At 54.1% G+C, this 15615-nt stretch carries 13 protein-coding genes; 8 read left to right on the top strand and 5 right to left on the bottom strand.

Annotated elements, in window-relative coordinates; translation table 11 throughout:
• The coding region (locus B2R48_RS05590) for an NAD-dependent succinate-semialdehyde dehydrogenase (RefSeq protein WP_296998650.1) at positions 1-1240 on the top strand (1240 nt) is incomplete at its 5' end.
• Between the two features lie 98 nt (positions 1241-1338).
• On the opposite strand, the gene B2R48_RS05585 is transcribed toward B2R48_RS05590, so the two are convergent.
• Positions 1339-1890, bottom strand: coding sequence for a hypothetical protein (locus B2R48_RS05585; RefSeq protein ID WP_062955449.1), 552 nt, complete (start codon positions 1888-1890; stop codon positions 1339-1341).
• Between the two features lie 36 nt (positions 1891-1926).
• Positions 1927-2127, bottom strand: coding sequence for a hypothetical protein (locus B2R48_RS05580; protein WP_296998648.1), 201 nt, complete (start codon positions 2125-2127; stop codon positions 1927-1929).
• A 74-nt stretch (positions 2128-2201) separates the two neighbouring features.
• Between B2R48_RS05580 and glpK the strand changes: the two genes are divergently transcribed.
• Together glpK and B2R48_RS05570 are read left to right on the top strand one after the other, a co-directional pair.
• On the top strand, positions 2202-3698 hold the full coding sequence (gene glpK / locus B2R48_RS05575) for a glycerol kinase GlpK (protein WP_296998646.1): 1497 nt from the start codon (positions 2202-2204) through the stop codon (positions 3696-3698).
• A gap of 457 nt (positions 3699-4155) precedes the next feature.
• Positions 4156-5097 carry an AEC family transporter gene (locus B2R48_RS05570; RefSeq protein ID WP_296998644.1) on the top strand — a complete coding sequence of 314 codons (942 nt, stop codon included), beginning with the start codon at positions 4156-4158 and terminating at the stop codon, positions 5095-5097.
• On the opposite strand, the gene B2R48_RS05565 is transcribed toward B2R48_RS05570, so the two are convergent.
• On the bottom strand, positions 5094-7175 hold the full coding sequence (locus tag B2R48_RS05565; protein ID WP_296998642.1) for a bi-domain-containing oxidoreductase: 2082 nt from the start codon (positions 7173-7175) through the stop codon (positions 5094-5096). The two genes, B2R48_RS05570 and B2R48_RS05565, sit on opposite strands and share 4 nt — an antisense overlap.
• A gap of 160 nt (positions 7176-7335) precedes the next feature.
• On the opposite strand from B2R48_RS05565, the gene B2R48_RS05560 reads away from it, so the two are divergent.
• The 5 genes from B2R48_RS05560 (at position 7336) to B2R48_RS05540 (ending at position 14224) form a co-directional block, all read left to right on the top strand.
• Positions 7336-9765, top strand: a complete 2430-nt coding sequence (locus B2R48_RS05560) for a glycosyltransferase (RefSeq protein ID WP_296998640.1) — start codon at positions 7336-7338, stop codon at positions 9763-9765.
• A gap of 205 nt (positions 9766-9970) precedes the next feature.
• Positions 9971-10867: a dihydrodipicolinate synthase family protein gene (locus B2R48_RS05555; protein ID WP_062955441.1), complete on the top strand. Its 897-nt coding sequence runs from the start codon at positions 9971-9973 to the stop codon at positions 10865-10867.
• A 168-nt stretch (positions 10868-11035) separates the two neighbouring features.
• Entirely contained in the window at positions 11036-12319 is a 1284-nt protein-coding gene (locus B2R48_RS05550) for an NAD(P)/FAD-dependent oxidoreductase (protein WP_296998637.1), read from the top strand.
• Between the two features lie 10 nt (positions 12320-12329).
• Positions 12330-13331: a 4-hydroxyproline epimerase gene (locus tag B2R48_RS05545; protein ID WP_296998635.1), complete on the top strand. Its 1002-nt coding sequence runs from the start codon at positions 12330-12332 to the stop codon at positions 13329-13331.
• 224 nt (positions 13332-13555) lie between these two features.
• The gene (locus tag B2R48_RS05540) at positions 13556-14224 is read left to right on the top strand and encodes a GntR family transcriptional regulator (RefSeq protein ID WP_213474823.1); all 669 of its coding nucleotides are present in this window, start codon (positions 13556-13558) and stop codon (positions 14222-14224) included.
• A 77-nt stretch (positions 14225-14301) separates the two neighbouring features.
• Here B2R48_RS05540 and B2R48_RS05535 read toward each other — a convergent pair whose 3' ends face one another.
• Both B2R48_RS05535 and B2R48_RS05530 read right to left on the bottom strand, forming a co-directional pair.
• On the bottom strand, positions 14302-15324 hold the full coding sequence (locus B2R48_RS05535) for a proline racemase family protein (protein ID WP_296998633.1): 1023 nt from the start codon (positions 15322-15324) through the stop codon (positions 14302-14304).
• Positions 15325-15387: 63 nt separating this feature from the next.
• Positions 15388-15615: hypothetical protein (locus tag B2R48_RS05530; protein ID WP_296998631.1), on the bottom strand; the 228-nt coding region annotated here is incomplete at its 5' end.

Below are 15615 nucleotides of genomic sequence, written 5' to 3'. Positions count from 1 at the left end.
TGCCATTCTGATGAAATGGTACGACCTGATGATGGAAAATCAGGATGACCTGGCGGCAATCATGACTGCCGAGCAAGGCAAGCCGTTGCCCGAAGCCAAGGGCGAAATCGCCTATGCATCCAGCTTCCTGCAGTGGTTCGCCGAAGAAGGCAAGCGCATCTATGGTGATGTGATCCCGACCTATGCCGAAGGCCGCCGTGTCATGGTTCTGAAAGAACCGGTCGGTGTTTGTGCCGCGATCACGCCATGGAACTTCCCGACGGCAATGATCACCCGTAAAGCTGCCCCGGCACTGGCTGTGGGCTGTTCGATGGTGGTTAAACCGGCAATGGAAACGCCGTATTCGGCCCTTGCCATGGCGATCCTGGCTGAACGTGCCGGCCTGCCGAAAGGTCTGCTTTCGATTGTTACCGGTGATGCCAAGGAAATTGGTGCGGAGATGACCGAAAACGCCAAGGTCCGCAAGCTGACCTTTACCGGCTCTACCCCGGTCGGGCGTTTGCTGATGCGCCAGTGTGCCGATACGGTCAAGAAAATCAGCCTTGAGCTTGGCGGTAACGCCCCGTTCATCGTCTGCGAGGATGCCGATATTGATGCCGCCGTCGAAGGCGCGATTGCATCCAAATACCGTAATGCCGGTCAGACCTGTGTTTGTGCCAACCGTCTGTTTGTTCATGACGCGGTCTATGACGAATTCGCTGAAAAATACGCAGCCAAGGTCGCTGAAATGCCGGTCGGTAATGGTGTCGATGATGGCGTTATCATCGGCCCGCTGATTACCGAAAAGGCGGTTGAGAAGGTTGAAAACCAGATTGAAGATGCGGTTTCGAAAGGTGGCCGTATCCTCACGGGTGGCAAACGTCATGAAAAGGGCGGTTCGTTCTTCCAGCCGACCGTGATTGCCGATGCCAACCGTGACATGCTGGTCTTCCGCGAAGAGACCTTTGGACCGATGGCTCCGCTGATCCGTTTCAAGACGGATGAAGAAGTCCTGGAAATGGCCAATGATTCCGAATTCGGTCTGGCGTCTTACTTCTATTCGCGTGACATCTCGCGCATCTGGAAGCTGGCAGAGGGCCTTGAAAGCGGTCTGGTCGGCGTCAATGTTGGTGTCATGGCGACCGAGGTAGCACCGTTCGGCGGCTTCAAACAGTCCGGTGTTGGCCGCGAAGGTTCCAAATACGGTGTCGAGGATTATCTCGAAGTCAAATATGTCTGCATTGGTGGTGTTGACGAATAAGTCACACGGCCACTGTACGGAAACGAAAAGGGCGCTGCCATCTGCAGCGCCCTTTTTTGCATTCAATGTGGGGAAGTCCGGTGTGGGGAAGTCCGGTATCAGGCTTCAAACAGGCCTTTTTTGCGCGCACCGGATGCCTGATCGTTCTCATCGGTATTGCCGGTGATTGACTGTGAGGAGCCGCTCGGCAGTTCGGACTGAAGTTCGGTGAAAACGTCAAACATGTTCGGATTAAAGGCGATCTTTGCCTGCAGGCGATCCCGGCGTTCATCGGCCGTTTCATCATCATTGGCAGATTTTCCAAGCTCTGCTTGGGCAAGTGTGTTGCCATTCAGACGTTGTTCGATGGCATCGGCGATGGCTTTTTCGATGGCCTGACGGTCTTCAGCATCCATTTCCGCCAAGGTTTCTTCATCAAGACCCATGCTTTTTAGGATCTTGGCGCGCATCTCTTCGATCTTGCGTTCCTCGATTTCCTTCACATAGGTCGTGAAGCCGTGCTCGCGGATATAGGCCAACTCGGCATTTTCTTCCTTCTCTTCTTCGGGAACCGGGCGGCTGTTTGACGCAATCGTCTGGCCGAAACTGGCAGCATGCTTGGCGTTATGCGCCGTGTTGGTGACGGCAGCCAACGTATCATACAAACCCATAAAGCCCTCCATGGGGAAAAAGATGCCGGTTAAAACTCATTCTCCCGTTTTCGTTGCAATAGACGTGCCGCAATCCATGCGGTCAATTCTGCCGTCTTTGGGATTGCCAAACTCCGATTGTTTTTTCCGTTGTAAAACAGGGGATTGAGCGGACAACGCAGAAAAATTTTCGAAAACGAATTGTTTTTTGCCGCGATTTTTTTCTAAATAGAGCGATAAAACCAATGGTGCCGTCATGTGGACGGGCCGCAACGCATCAATGCATGCAGGGTCGGATCGCAGGAAACTGCCGGCTCGGGAGGAAAACAAACATGTCAGAAACGCGCTATATCCTTGCCATTGATCAGGGAACGACAAGCTCACGTGCGATCGTCTTTGATGAAAATGGTCGCTCTGTCTCTGTTGCTCAGCAGGAATTCCCGCAGCACTTCCCCAACAGTGGCTGGGTCGAACATGACCCGGAAGACCTTTGGGATACCGTCGTTGCTGTCTGCAAGGAGGCACTGGCGCGTGTTGATATCACCAAGGTCGCGGCAATCGGCATCACCAACCAGCGCGAAACCACCGTTGTCTGGGATCGCAAGACCGGCAAGGCGATTTATAATGCCATTGTTTGGCAGGACCGCCGAACCGCCGCACTGTGTCATGACCTCAAAAAGGGTGATCCCAAGCTCGAAGAGGCGGTCAACGCAAAGTCGGGCCTTTTGATTGATCCCTATTTCTCGGCAACCAAGGTTGCATGGATCCTTGATCATGTGTCTGGCGCACGTGCGCGTGCTGATCAGGGGGATCTGGCATTTGGCACAGTCGACAGTTTCCTTTTGTGGCGTCTGACCGGTGGAAAATCGCATGCAACCGATGCGACGAATGCGGCGCGCACCAACCTTTTCAACATTCGTGACAATGCCTGGGATGATGAGCTTTGCAAAATCTTCCGCGTCCCGCGCAATATGCTGCCGGACGTCAAGGACTGTGCGGCTGATTTCGGGGTGACCGATGCCGATCTGTTTGGTGCGGAAATCCCGGTGATGGGGATGGCGGGCGATCAGCAGGCGGCTGCATTCGGTCAGTGCTGCTTTGAGCCCGGCGATATCAAAAGTACCTATGGCACAGGCTGCTTTGTTATCCTGAATACCGGTGATGAGGCGGTAACATCCCAGCACCGACTTCTGACTACGGTGGGATATCGCATCAATGGCAAAACAAGTTACGCCATCGAAGGTGCGATCTTTGTTGCCGGGGCGGCGGTTCAATGGCTGCGTGACGGGCTTGGTATTATCAAGTCCGCCGCCGAAACCGAAGGATTAGCCAAATCCCTTGATGACAATCATGGTGTTTATCTGGTGCCGGCCTTTACCGGGCTTGGTGCGCCATATTGGGACCCGGATGCACGTGGGGCGATTTTTGGTCTGACCCGTGATACTGGCCCGCGCGAATTTGTCCGCGCCGCCCTTGAAAGTGTTTGTTATCAGACCTTTGATCTGTTCGAAGCGATGGCAGCTGATGGCGTGTCGCCCAAGGCGGTGCGCGTTGACGGTGGCATGGTTGCCAATGACTGGATGTGCCAGATGCTCTCTGACGTTTTGAGCATTTCCGTCGAACGCCCCGAAGTCACCGAAACCACGGCACTTGGGGCCGCATACCTTGCCGGATTGCAGGCCGGTATTTACCGCGATCTCGATCATATTGCAGAGAACTGGCACCTTGATGCCAGCTTTGAGCCCAATATCGAACCGGGCCGTCGCCAGGGCCTGCTTGATGGCTGGAAAGATGCAGTCAAAAGGGTCCAGACTTCCCCATCTGACTGACCCAAGTGACTGATACGCATGGCAGCCTTGCCGATGGATTTTCGGTGCGGGGCTGGTAAGTCCGCGAAATGATTTGTATTATTTAGGGTCAGGACCTTCCAATTTGATTGGAATGGCAGAGCTTATATTTGTGAAATCCAAGGAAAATTCTGCCAAGCGGGTTGGTACCCCGCTTAAGGGATTTGACGCAGGAGTTTGCAAATATAAGCTCTGTCCTTCGGATCACTCAGATTTGCACGGGCTTCGTTGTCGCAAGGCCTTGAAAGATAAATATCTTCCTGCGGTCTTGCTTCGCGTATCCGCACAAATCTGAGCGACCATTCAAACCAAATTGGAAGGTCCTGACCCTGCAGACAGCGTCAACGATGCTGTCCTTTCTTTTTGCGTGATCGACGCGGTTTTCCCGATCTGTTGCGCAGTGCCTTGCGTCCTTGCCCATTGGTGCATTGGGGGAACCATGCTTGATCTGATCGTCGGAAAAGTTGGACCTGTCTTTTTGACGATCCTGTGCGGTTTTTTGCTAACCCATATCAAGGTTATCAAGCGCGAAGGCATTCCGTTCCTGGCGAAAATTGCCATGAACGCCTTTATCCCGGCGATGTTGTTTCAGACCCTGTCGCAATCCGACATCAGTGCGCATTTCGATCTGCGCCTGTGGGGCAGTTATTATTCCGGCGTGCTGTTGAACTTTGCGCTGGTGTTTATAATCACCAAGCTTTGGCTGAGTGCCAAAACCGATGAAGCGGCCGTCACCGCGATGGGCGGCGTCTTTTCCAACATCGTTCTTCTCGGCATTCCTCTGGTACAGGCGGTTTACGGCGAAGAAGGCCTGGTGCCGCTTTTGATCGTGCTGTCGATCCATCCGGTGACCCTGATGGGCATGACGATCATGATTGTTGAGGGCAGCCGCGGTGGCGATGGTCATTGGCTGTCCAACGTATTTCGCAGCATCGTGCGTGTGGCCAGAAATCCGATCATCGCGGCGATTGTGCTTGGCGTTCTGGCATCGTTATTTGAAATCCGCATGCCGGAAATGGTCGATGGCACGCTTGAACGGTTCCGTACAGCGGGCCCGACCATAGCGCTTTTGCTTGTTGGGGCCGGGCTTTACGGGCAGTCGGTGCGCGGCAATCTTAGTGCCAGCTTGCTTTGCACCTGTGCCAAGATGTTTGTTCAGCCGCTTCTGGTTTTCTCGGTCGGGCATTTCATTTTCGATCTGCCGCCGCTTTGGCTGATGATCGTTACACTCGTCGCCGCCCTCCCGAGTGGCGCGAACGTTGCGATTGTCGCGGGCAGCTATAATGTCTGCATTGATCGATCTTCAACCACGATCCTGCTGACCACAATCATTAGCATCCTGACGTTGCCGCTTTTGATTTTGTATGCCGGTCCCCATTAATCCGATGGGGTGTTGGCTGCGGCAAGAATGCGCGCCATCAAGTCGATTTCCTCTTCGATGCTTGGCATCAGGTCGGGGCGTTCGCCGCTCGTAATCGCACGGGCGAATGTATCGATTGCCGCAGATTGGCCCTTATCCTGCCCCAGCCAGTTGCGCAGAATGGTCTTTCCATTGATCGTTAGTCTCTTCCAATTGCCAAGCGTGGCTGTGAAATGCGGTGCATCTATTTCAAGGACTTCCTTGGGATCATTGCGGTTACCTTGCAGATAGCTGACCTCGCCAACCGATCCATCTGCAAAGCGTAACTGCCATATACTGTCACCAGCCATGCGATCTATCCATCGGCAGGTGAGCTCAATCAGTTCGCGATCGACCAGACTCTTGATCAAATCAATAAAATGGCTGATCTCGCCAATCGTACGCCCGCCTTGATCGGAATGATGTAGCCAATGGTCGGCGGGAAGGGGCCTGATCCGAACGCGATAGCGGAACTGTTTCACGCCTGCGGGCAATGCTGCACGCAGTTGCTTGGTCATCGGCGCATAACGCCGATTATGCCCAACCATAAAGATGCGCCGCTGCAAAGCACCAGCCGCTTCGCGCAGCACCTCAAGGCCTGCTTGATCAACCGCTACCGGCTTTTCCAGCCAAACATGCTTGCCGGCGGTGATTGCCTTGGCGGCCAGTCCGGCATGGCTGTCATGGCGCGTGGTAATGATAACGCTGTTGACTTCATCCTCTGCAAGTAATGCGTCGGCACCACTGTATGTGCGCAGCCCATCAATTTTCTTTGATAGCGCAATAGCAGCCAACCCGCTTTGTGAGCAGCAGGCGATGACCTCAACATCTGGATGCCTTTGTAACAAGGGCAATAAGCTACCACCCGAATAGTTGCCCACCCCGATCAGTCCGGTCCGGACGTGGCCTTTGACGGGCTCTGATTGTTGCCCTGAGGGTGCAAGGGGCGCTGCCTTTGTGTTTTCGAACGGTCTGTATCGCACGATTGTCGCCAGTTGCGCGGGATCAGGGCCCATGGCGAAATGGTCCACGATATTCTCAAAATCAATCTCGGATGTGATCAACGGGCTCGGATCAAGACGCTTGTCCGCCATTAGATCAAGGGCTGCCTGCATGTTGCGCTTGATCGTCCATCGCACATAGCCCAGGGGATAATCTTCACCCCGTTCTTCATAGTTGGGATCATATCGCCCGGGCCCGTAGGACCGGACCTGACGAATGGTAATTTCCTTTTCGTATAGTGCTTTGCGTTTGCCGGTCGGTTCGACATTGCCAATACAAACGATCATTCCCCGGTCGCGACACAGGCGGGCCGCGTCATCAATCAGGTGATGATCCGCTTTGCCGGCGGCGCAGATATAAACAGCGTCAAAGTTACCCTCCGGGGCGTCATTTGCCGCGGCATAGCATCGAATTTGTTCGTTGCGGATCGCAAGGGCGCGACGTGTGGGATTGGGCTCAATTACGGTAACCAAAGCGCCAGCGGTACCAGCCGTTTGGGCAACAAGTTGGCCAATTAATCCTGCTCCGATGATCGCAATGTTATCGCCAACTGATGTCTCCCCTTGTCTAAGGGCATGCAGGGCCAAGGCGTAAAGGGGGGCAAAGGCTGCGTTTCGATCGGCGACGGCATCGGGTATCGGGCAGGCAAGGTTTACGGAAACCCGGTTCCATTCAGCGTGATTGGCCTGTCCCATTCCTGCCATGACAACACGCTGTCCCGGCACAAAGCCCGAAACATTATCCCCGGTGGCTTCAACCCGCCCGACAGCGCAGTACCCCATATGCATCGGGCGGCCAAGACGATTGTCAACGCGTCGTAGGGTACTCTGCAAACCCTCTGATTTCAGTTGATTAATGGTAAGCGCGACAAGATCCGGGCGCTGCCATGCTTTCTGCAGCAGGCTCGCACGTGTTTCACCTGCTTGCGTGAACTCGGTTCCCGGGCTGATCAACGAGTAGCAGGTTTGAACCAGAAGTGTGTTCTTACCCGGCAGAGGAATGGGGCAGTTTGTCAGCGCAAGCTTGCGCTGACCTGGAAAGCGCAGCAGGGACTTCATTTCCGTCATCATGGCGCTCGATGTTTGATGGGTTGAAAAGGTGAGGTATGATTAAACCATATGTAGCTGCGATCAGTCGACGCGTTATTGTCGATGATTATTGACGTGCAAGTCCTGCGCGGTTAGCAAGGTGGCAGACTTCAATTTGGAACAATCCATCATGCAACAGACCGTCCCGACCCGGCATTGGCGCGAGACAATGCTTGGCATCGCCGCCATTCTGTTTGGTATTTCGGCACCGCTATTTTTCTTCGGTCGGACGGCTCTTGGGATTGGACTTGGCTTGTCGCTGATATGCGCTATTGCCTCTGCCCATCACGGTGACGCATGGCGTAAAATGCGCCGGGATATCGCGACGCCAATTGGTGGATTGGTTCTTGCCGCACTGATCGTTTTTCTGATTTCAGCACTGCTTTCTGTGGTGCCAGAGAAATCGCTCGGCACATGGCTGGGGCGTTTCGCGATGCTTGCAGGCATCTGGTATCTCATGCGTTTGATCGAACCGCAGTGGAAATTGGCCTGGGATGCCTGTGTTTATGCGACATGGATACTGGTGGCCTATTGCGTGGTTGCTATTCTCGTTCAGCCAGAAGTTCTGTCGTTAAAAGCAATGCTGGAACCTGATTTTCATTTCGACATCACCAGACGTCTGAAGCCTGTCGGCAGTTTCCTGATCTTTGGCGCAATGATCCTGGTTTTCGATGCAATTGATAGCAAGGCGACACGGAGGTTCTTGTCCCTCGCCGTCGCGATGGCGATTATTCCTGTCCTGGAAATCTCGCACGGGCGGGCGAACGTCGCGGCCGTCTTGGCAGCGTGTGGAGCGATTGGGTTCTGCGCTGCCTTTCTCATCAGATCACGTTTGGTGCAAGCTGCCATTGCCATAGCGATCATCGGGTTGGTAACTGCGGCGTTGTCATGGCTCGGCGATGTGACAGGTGGTATGGCGGATCTGCGTGGGTTTGAACCTTATCTTCCGATGTGGCTTGTTGATGTACATCGGCAAATGATCTGGCAATTCACGTTTAGTCATGTCTTTGATCATCCAATTATTGGATATGGCATTAACGCAGCCCCCTGGGTTCCCGGAGCGAATGAATTGGCGGGAAGTTCCACGCAATCGGTCTTGCCTGGGCATCCACATAACTGGTTCATGGAGATCTGGCTTGAAACCGGCGTGTTAGGGCTGGTTGTGGTCGTGCCGCTCGTGTTCATGATCGGCCTGACGGGCTTCAAGGATGTTCGCCATAACGGAATTGTCGCCAGTGGTCTGACGCTGATGATGATGGCAGCTTACTGGTTTGCCGGGTTGTTCAATTATTCCTTCTGGACGTCATGGTGGTTCGGTGTGGTGATGCTGACATTTGCGTTGGCATTTTTGCGGCGCGAGGCAATGCTTCCCAAAGTCTCCGCGCACATGCGCCGCAAGACCATGATTGTTTGCACCGAAGATTGGTCGTTTGTTTCGCATCGTATCGGTTTGGGGCGCGCAGCATTGGTGCGCGGAGATGACGTTGTTGTCGCCTGTAATACCGGAACTGCGGCCCAGGAACTGCGCAAAGAGGGCTTTCGCGTCGTTAATATTCCGATTGCGCGCGGTGGTCTAAGCCCGATCGAGTCCCTCAATACGATCAGGGAACTTGCTTGTCTGATTCGGCGCGAGAACCCGGATGTGGTTGTGAATGTCGCGATCCAGTGCGTCGTATTGTCGTCCTTTGCCGGATTGATGGTTGGTGCAAAACGGACAGTCAATATGGTCACCGGACTTGGCTTTCTGTTTGTCTCGGATGGTGCAAAGGCAAAGATTGTGCGCCATATCGTTTCGCTGTTGCTTCGCTTGTATGCGTTTTGCCCGTCGATCAGAATGATTGTGCAGAATGCAGATGATCATGCTTTGATGAAAGCGCTTGGTTTCACGGAAAAGCGGTTAATGCTGATCCGTGGCTCCGGGGTCGATATTTCGAACTTCAGACCGACCGATAAGGCAACGCGAGAGGATTCCGAGCCCAGAACGGCGATTTTCGTTGCGCGTATGCTCTGGTCCAAGGGGCTGGGTGAGCTCATTGAAGCTGCGCGTATCTTTAAATCGCGTGACCGCAATTACCGCATTTTGCTGGTTGGCGATACCGACCCTGCCAATCCTGATAGCGCTGATGAAAAAGACCTTCTCGAATGGCAGTCGGAAGGCTTGATTGAATGGATGGGTAAACGATCAGATGTGGCGGAACTATTGCGTGATGCTGATTTGGCGGTTCTGCCCTCCTGGCGTGAAGGCCTGCCAAAATCATTGCTCGAAGCTGCTGCAAGCGGGCTCGCAATGGTCGCGACTGACGTACCTGGTTGCCGCGAAATTGTTCGCCACGGTGAGAATGGCCTTCTGGTACCTCTTCGTGATGGCACTCAGCTGGCCAATGCCATCGAAGAATTGATGGAAGATGACACGCGGCGAAGGGCCTATGGTCAGGCCGCCCGCATGCTCGTTGAGCGCGAGCTTTGTGATAGCGTTATCATCGCCAAAACTCTGGTTTTTGTAACTGGCGACGACATGTCGGGTACAGGGCTGTCGACATCAGTGATGGCAACAACTTAAGCGCACTTTGGTACCTGCATATCAAGTCTCGTCGTAAAAAGGGTCCGGTTTCGGGCCCTTTTTTTGTTGTGAAGAAACCCGTTGCATCGAAATTTTATATTTTGTATACAATATACATCAATTGAACGCGGCCCGCTATTTCATGGGCTTTCAGAGCGTAAAGCTGCGGCAGTCTTGCCGCACCATATCAGGAGGTTACTTTTCCATGCAGGTAAACTGGACTGGCGTTTTCCCCGCCGTTGCCACCCAGATGAACGAAGACGGTTCGATCGATTTTGATATGACCGCCGAACAGATCGAAGCCCTGATTGATGCAGGTGTCGATGGCTTGGTTATGCTGGGATCGGTTGGCGAAAACACCGCCCTTGATCCTGAAGAAAAAATCGCCGTCCTGAAGCTGGCGGTAGAAGTCACCAAGGGCCGTATTCCGGTTCTGTCCGGTGTGGCAGAAAGCTCCACCCGTGCAGCCATTCGCTATGTACAGGAATGCGAAAAACTCGGTGCTGATGGCCTGATGCTTCTGCCCGGCATGGTTTACACCGCCGATCCGCGCGAGAATATCGAACATTTCCGCACTGTCGCGGCTGCGACCAAGCTGCCGATCATGATCTATAACAATCCGGGCGCCTATCGCATTGATATCAAGCCCGATGAGTTCAATCAGCTTGCCGATGTCAAAAACCTTGTGGCGATCAAGGAAAGCTCGGGCGATCCGCGCCGTATCACCGATATCTATAATGCCTGTGGTGACCGTTTTGTTCTGTTCTGCGGCATGGATGACCTTGTCATGGAAACCCAGGTTCTTGGGGCTGTTGGCTGGATTTCCGGCTTCACCGATGCCTTCCCGAAGGAATCGGTCGCGCTCTGGAAGCTGCTGTCTGAGGGCAAATACACCGAAGCCCTTAAAATCTATCGCTGGTTCACCCCGGTTCTGCACATGGATGTCCATGCCAAGCTGGTTCAGTACATCAAGCTTGCCCAGGAAATGACCGGCGTTGGCAAACCCCACGTCCGGGCACCGCGCTTGCCTCTGGTCGGTGAAGAACTTGAAACCATCAAGGCAACCATCCAGAAAGCCATCGATACCCGCCCGTCACTCTAAGGGCGATGCTTTGCAATCATGATGCGCGTTGCATAACACCATGATTGCACTGGTACTGTATTTGATGAAACAGTAGGCTCCTCCGCGCATGTCGCGGGGGAGTTTCCTGCGATCTGCCCGTGGGTTAGAAAAGCAAGCGCCACATACACCAATTCGTGAGGCCCCAAAATGACACCAGCCAAAGCCACAAGTTCATCTGATACGTCCGCCAGTCAAAAGGTTGTTGTGATTGGTGCGGGTATTGTTGGTGTCAATGTCGGCTTGGCCCTGCTTGGCAAGGGCTATGACGTCACGATCCTGGATCGTGGGGAGCCGGGCATGGGGGCATCCTTTGGCAATGCTGGCGGTATCGCTGTGTCCGAATGCGCACCTGTTGCGATGCCCGGCATGCTTAAAAGCGTTCCGGGATGGTTGATGGATCCGCTGGGTCCGCTTTCGGTGCGTTGGGGCTATTTGCCAAAGATGATGCCGTGGTTGCTGCGGTTTCTGGCAGCAAGCCGCAAAACCCGGGTAGAGCAAATCGCAACCAATATGGCGACCTTGCTTAATCGCGCATGGAATGATTACGATCCGGTGATCAAGGACGCTGGCCTTGCAGATGCCGTTTTCAAAAAGCATGGCGCCATGGCGGTTTATCGCAGCAATACCTCACGCAAGGCCGCTGAATACGCGATTGATCTGCGCCGGCGCAACGGCATCAAACTGCGCGATCTGACCCGCGATGAAGTCCGCGACATTGAGCCGGATCTGGCACCAATCTTTGCCTGTGGCGTGATGGAAGAAGATTGGGGACATGTCCTTGATCCCTTCAAAATCACCACGGGCATCTTCAAGCATTTCCTGGAGCGTGGCGGCAAGTTCCAGACCGCCGATGTCGCCAATTTCGTCTTCCGCGATGGCAAGCCACGCGCTGCGATCACGGATGCCGGCGACATGATTAATTTCGATAATGTGGTTGTTGCCTGTGGTGCGTGGTCAAAAACGCTGGCCAAACGGCTCGGTTCACCGGTCCCGCTGGATACAGAGCGCGGCTATAATACCACCGTGCCCTATCACGATGCGAAACTGTCGCGCATGGTTGTCTGTGCCGATGACAGCTTCGTGCTAAGCCCGCTCGAAATGGGCATTCGCGTTGGGGGTGCAGTGGAATTGGGCGGTCTTTTGGCGGCCCCCAACTATGATCGCGCCAAGGCCCTGTTTGCCAAGGGCAAAGAAGTCCTGCCCAAACTCAGTGCCGAGGGGGGCACAGAATGGATGGGATTCCGTCCGTCCATGCCGGACTCAACCCCCGTTATTTCCAGAAGCCCGCGCCATGCCAATGCATTCTTTGCGTTTGGTCACGGCCATCTCGGCCTGACCTTGGGTGCAACGACCGGGCGTCTTGTTGCTGACCTGATGGCAAGTGGCGAAGCACCGGTCGACATGACCCCTTATCGTATCAATCGTTTTTAAGGCCCCACCCATGACGAAAAGCAGTTTCTTTTGTGTCGATGGTCATACATGCGGTAACCCGGTGCGTCTGGTTGCTGGCGGTGGCCCCAAGCTTGACGGGTCGACCATGCTCGAAAAGCGCGCACATTTCTTGCGCGACTATGACTGGATCCGAACCGGGCTGATGTTTGAGCCGCGCGGTCATGATGTCATGTCGGGATCGATCCTCTATGATCCGACATCAGATGACTATGACGTCGCGGTCCTGTTTATCGAAACATCGGGCTGCCTGCCGATGTGCGGCCATGGCACCATCGGGACTGTGACCATGGCGATCGAGGAAGGGCTGGTAAAACCCAAAACGCCCGGCCGCCTGCGCCTTGAAACGCCAGCTGGTCTCGTCATTGCCGAGTATAATCAGGTCGGTGATTACGTTGAATCGGTCAAGCTCACCAACGTGCCGTCATTCCTGTACAAAACCGATATCGAAGTCGATTGCCCGGATATCGGCCCCATCAAGGTCGATGTTGCCTACGGCGGCAATTTCTATGCGATTGTCGAACCGCAGGAAAACTATCGCGATATGGCGGATTTTTCCGCCGGTGACCTGCAGCGTATCAGCCCGGAACTTCGCCGCCGTCTGAACGAACAGAACGAATTCGTGCATCCACTTCATCCCGATATCAAGGGGCTGTCGCACATCCAGTGGACTGGCAAGCCGACCCAACCTGAAAGTACTCATCGCAATGCGGTGTTTTATGGTGACAAGGGTATTGATCGCTCGCCGTGTGGAACTGGCTCCTCGGCCCGGCTCGCCCAACTGGTCGCCAAGGGGCAGTGGGATCCCGAGCATGAGGTGGTCCATGAAAGCATCATCGGCTCGCAGTTCCGGGTGTCGGTGGTCGAGAAAACCAAGGTCGGTGAATTTGATGCCGTCGTACCGGGGATTGAAGGCTGGGCGCGCAAGCATGGATACAACACCATCTTCATCGATGACCGTGATCCCTATGCTCATGGCTTCATTGTCAAATAGGGCAGGCGTGTTCAAGATCACATCGTTATGCAAAAAGGGGGCTTCATGCCCCCTTTGTCCTATACCGGCGGAGGGTGTGGAATTATACAGTATGCAATTGTATTGCGACTTACGTGGCCCGACGCTATGAATAGCAAAACTGACAAATTCTGTCGGGGCGCAATAAAATGCCCGACAACCGGCATGCCATATAGCGTCGGTGTAACACCAAAAAAAGAGCTGAAATGACCGCAACACCGCGATTTACCCGCCGCACCATCACCGATCAGGTGACTGAAGATCTTCGCACACGCATTCTGACAGGCGATTTTCCTGCGGGTCACCAGTTGCGACAGGATGCAATCGCGGGTGAATACAACGTTTCACGTATTCCGGTCCGTGAAGCCTTGCAACGGCTGGACGCCGAGGGCCTCGTTTCGTTTCAACCGCACAAAGGGGCGGTTGTCTCTCAGCTTTCGCTTGATGAGATCGAGGAACTTTTTGAAGTCCGCAAGCTCCTTGAATGCGATCTTCTGCGTCATGCTGTCCCGCGCCTGACCCCGGCCGATCTTAAATCGGTCGAAGATATCCTGATGGTCTATGACGAGGCGTTCCGCGCTGGCGATGTTTCCAAATGGGGGGAACTTAACCGCGAATTCCACGACCGGCTGTATCGTGCATCCAATCGTCCCAAGACGCTCGAGATCGTGCGTATGATCGGCAACAACACTGTGCGCTTTACCCAAGCACAGCTTGCGCTTTCCGGGGCAACTGACCGGGCTGAACGCGAACATCATCAGATTTTTGAGGCCTGCAAAGCAGGCAATGTTGATGAAGCCGTTGAACTTCTGGCCAACCACATCCAAAGTTCGGCCGATAGCTTGATGGGATGCCTGCGCAAGGCCCGTGAATAGGCTCAAACAATTGACGATTAAAAAAGGGATGCTCTTGGCATCCCTTTTTATTTGTGTGAAGGTTCGTATCTCCGGGGTCAACCAACAATAAACCCGCGCCCGACCTCATCATCTTCTTCATACCAGAAGCTGGCCTTGCCGCTGTAATGCGCTTTGCCCTTGACCGAGGCAATGATCGCTTCATGCGGGCCACAGCTGGTTGTCGCCTCAACCGATCCTTCAAAGCTTGATCCGATCACGCTTTCAAATACCCGGATATCTCCCGGTGCAATCAGTCCCTTGGCATGTTGAATGGCAAGGCGGGCACTGACCCCGGATCCGGTTGGACTGCGATCAACCTGATTTTTGGCGAACACACATATATTACGTGTCGCAGACGCCTCAAACGCATCCCGCCCGTCGGTCAGGATCGCACCATATAAAAAGGCCAGATCATCATGATCGGGATGGGCCAGCGTGACGCTGTTATTCACTGCTTGGCATATCTCTTCTGCCAGTCGGGTCAGGCGGCCAACATTTTCCGGCGTGATGGCGATATCAAATTGCCCGGCATCCAGAATGGCATAAAACGCCCCGCCATATCCGATATCGGTTTTAAAGGCCGTGCCATCGGGAAGACGCAAGGAAACATCATTGGCAAACATAAAGGATGGCACAGATGAAAACCGGACCTTGCCGGTTTTGCCGTTACTGACGTCGACCTCGGCACGCACCAGGCCACAGGGGCATTCAATATTGACTTTGGTGACCGGCTCGACGGCTTTGACCAGACCATAATCAATCGCATAGCGACCAAGGGCCAGAATCGCATGGCCGCACATGGTCGAATAGCCCTCATTATGAATGAACAGAACCGCAAGGTCGGCATCGGGCAGGCTGGGTTCAACCAGGATCGCGCCATACATGTCATAATGGCCGCGCGGCTCGAACATCAAAAAGCGCCGCAGATGATCAAGGTGGTCCTTGGCATAGCGGCGCTTGGCCAGAATGTCCTTGCCGGGAATATCGGGGTAACCCGATGTAATGATTCGCAGCGGCTCACCCCCGGTATGCATGTCGACCACCTCAATCGGGTTCGATGGACCGGGGTAGGCAGGCACTATTTGCGAATCATTTCGCGACGCCGGGGGTGTTTTGTCGTGGGGCATGGTGTTCGATCCGGATTATTTGCCGCTTTTCGCACGGGTGATTCTATGGTGGGCAGAAACTTGCGCGAACATCTTATCGGCATTATCGCGCAGGGCAATCCGATCCGGCCGCGATTTTCGGGTTTTGGGCCCCTTGCAGGTCATAAAAGTGAAACCTATATATGGTTTCGCGCAAAAATTTTGCGTAACAACATTTCTGTCATTTTTTTGCAAAAAGGTGTTTGACAGTTTTGGGAGTGGGGC

Source organism: Thalassospira sp. UBA848, from assembly GCF_002295455.1.
Taxonomy (GTDB): domain Bacteria; phylum Pseudomonadota; class Alphaproteobacteria; order Rhodospirillales; family Thalassospiraceae; genus Thalassospira.
The sequence above is the reverse complement of the archived record's forward strand: the minus strand, read 5'-3'. Positions and strand labels throughout refer to the sequence as shown.

Bases quoted from the DNA above. Each gene is read 5' to 3' on its own strand.
- B2R48_RS05585 (WP_062955449.1), bottom strand. From the start codon at position 1,890: ATGGGTTTGTATGATACGTTGGCTGCCGTCACCAACACGGCGCATAAC.
- B2R48_RS05580 (WP_296998648.1), bottom strand. From the start codon at position 2,127: ATGACGGCACCATTGGTTTTATCGCTCTATTTAGAAAAAAATCGCGGC.
- glpK (WP_296998646.1), top strand. From the start codon at position 2,202: ATGTCAGAAACGCGCTATATCCTTGCCATTGATCAGGGAACGACAAGC.
- B2R48_RS05570 (WP_296998644.1), top strand. From the start codon at position 4,156: ATGCTTGATCTGATCGTCGGAAAAGTTGGACCTGTCTTTTTGACGATC.
- B2R48_RS05565 (WP_296998642.1), bottom strand. From the start codon at position 7,175: ATGAAGTCCCTGCTGCGCTTTCCAGGTCAGCGCAAGCTTGCGCTGACA.
- B2R48_RS05560 (WP_296998640.1), top strand. From the start codon at position 7,336: ATGCAACAGACCGTCCCGACCCGGCATTGGCGCGAGACAATGCTTGGC.
- B2R48_RS05555 (WP_062955441.1), top strand. From the start codon at position 9,971: ATGCAGGTAAACTGGACTGGCGTTTTCCCCGCCGTTGCCACCCAGATG.
- B2R48_RS05550 (WP_296998637.1), top strand. From the start codon at position 11,036: ATGACACCAGCCAAAGCCACAAGTTCATCTGATACGTCCGCCAGTCAA.
- B2R48_RS05545 (WP_296998635.1), top strand. From the start codon at position 12,330: ATGACGAAAAGCAGTTTCTTTTGTGTCGATGGTCATACATGCGGTAAC.
- B2R48_RS05540 (WP_213474823.1), top strand. From the start codon at position 13,556: ATGACCGCAACACCGCGATTTACCCGCCGCACCATCACCGATCAGGTG.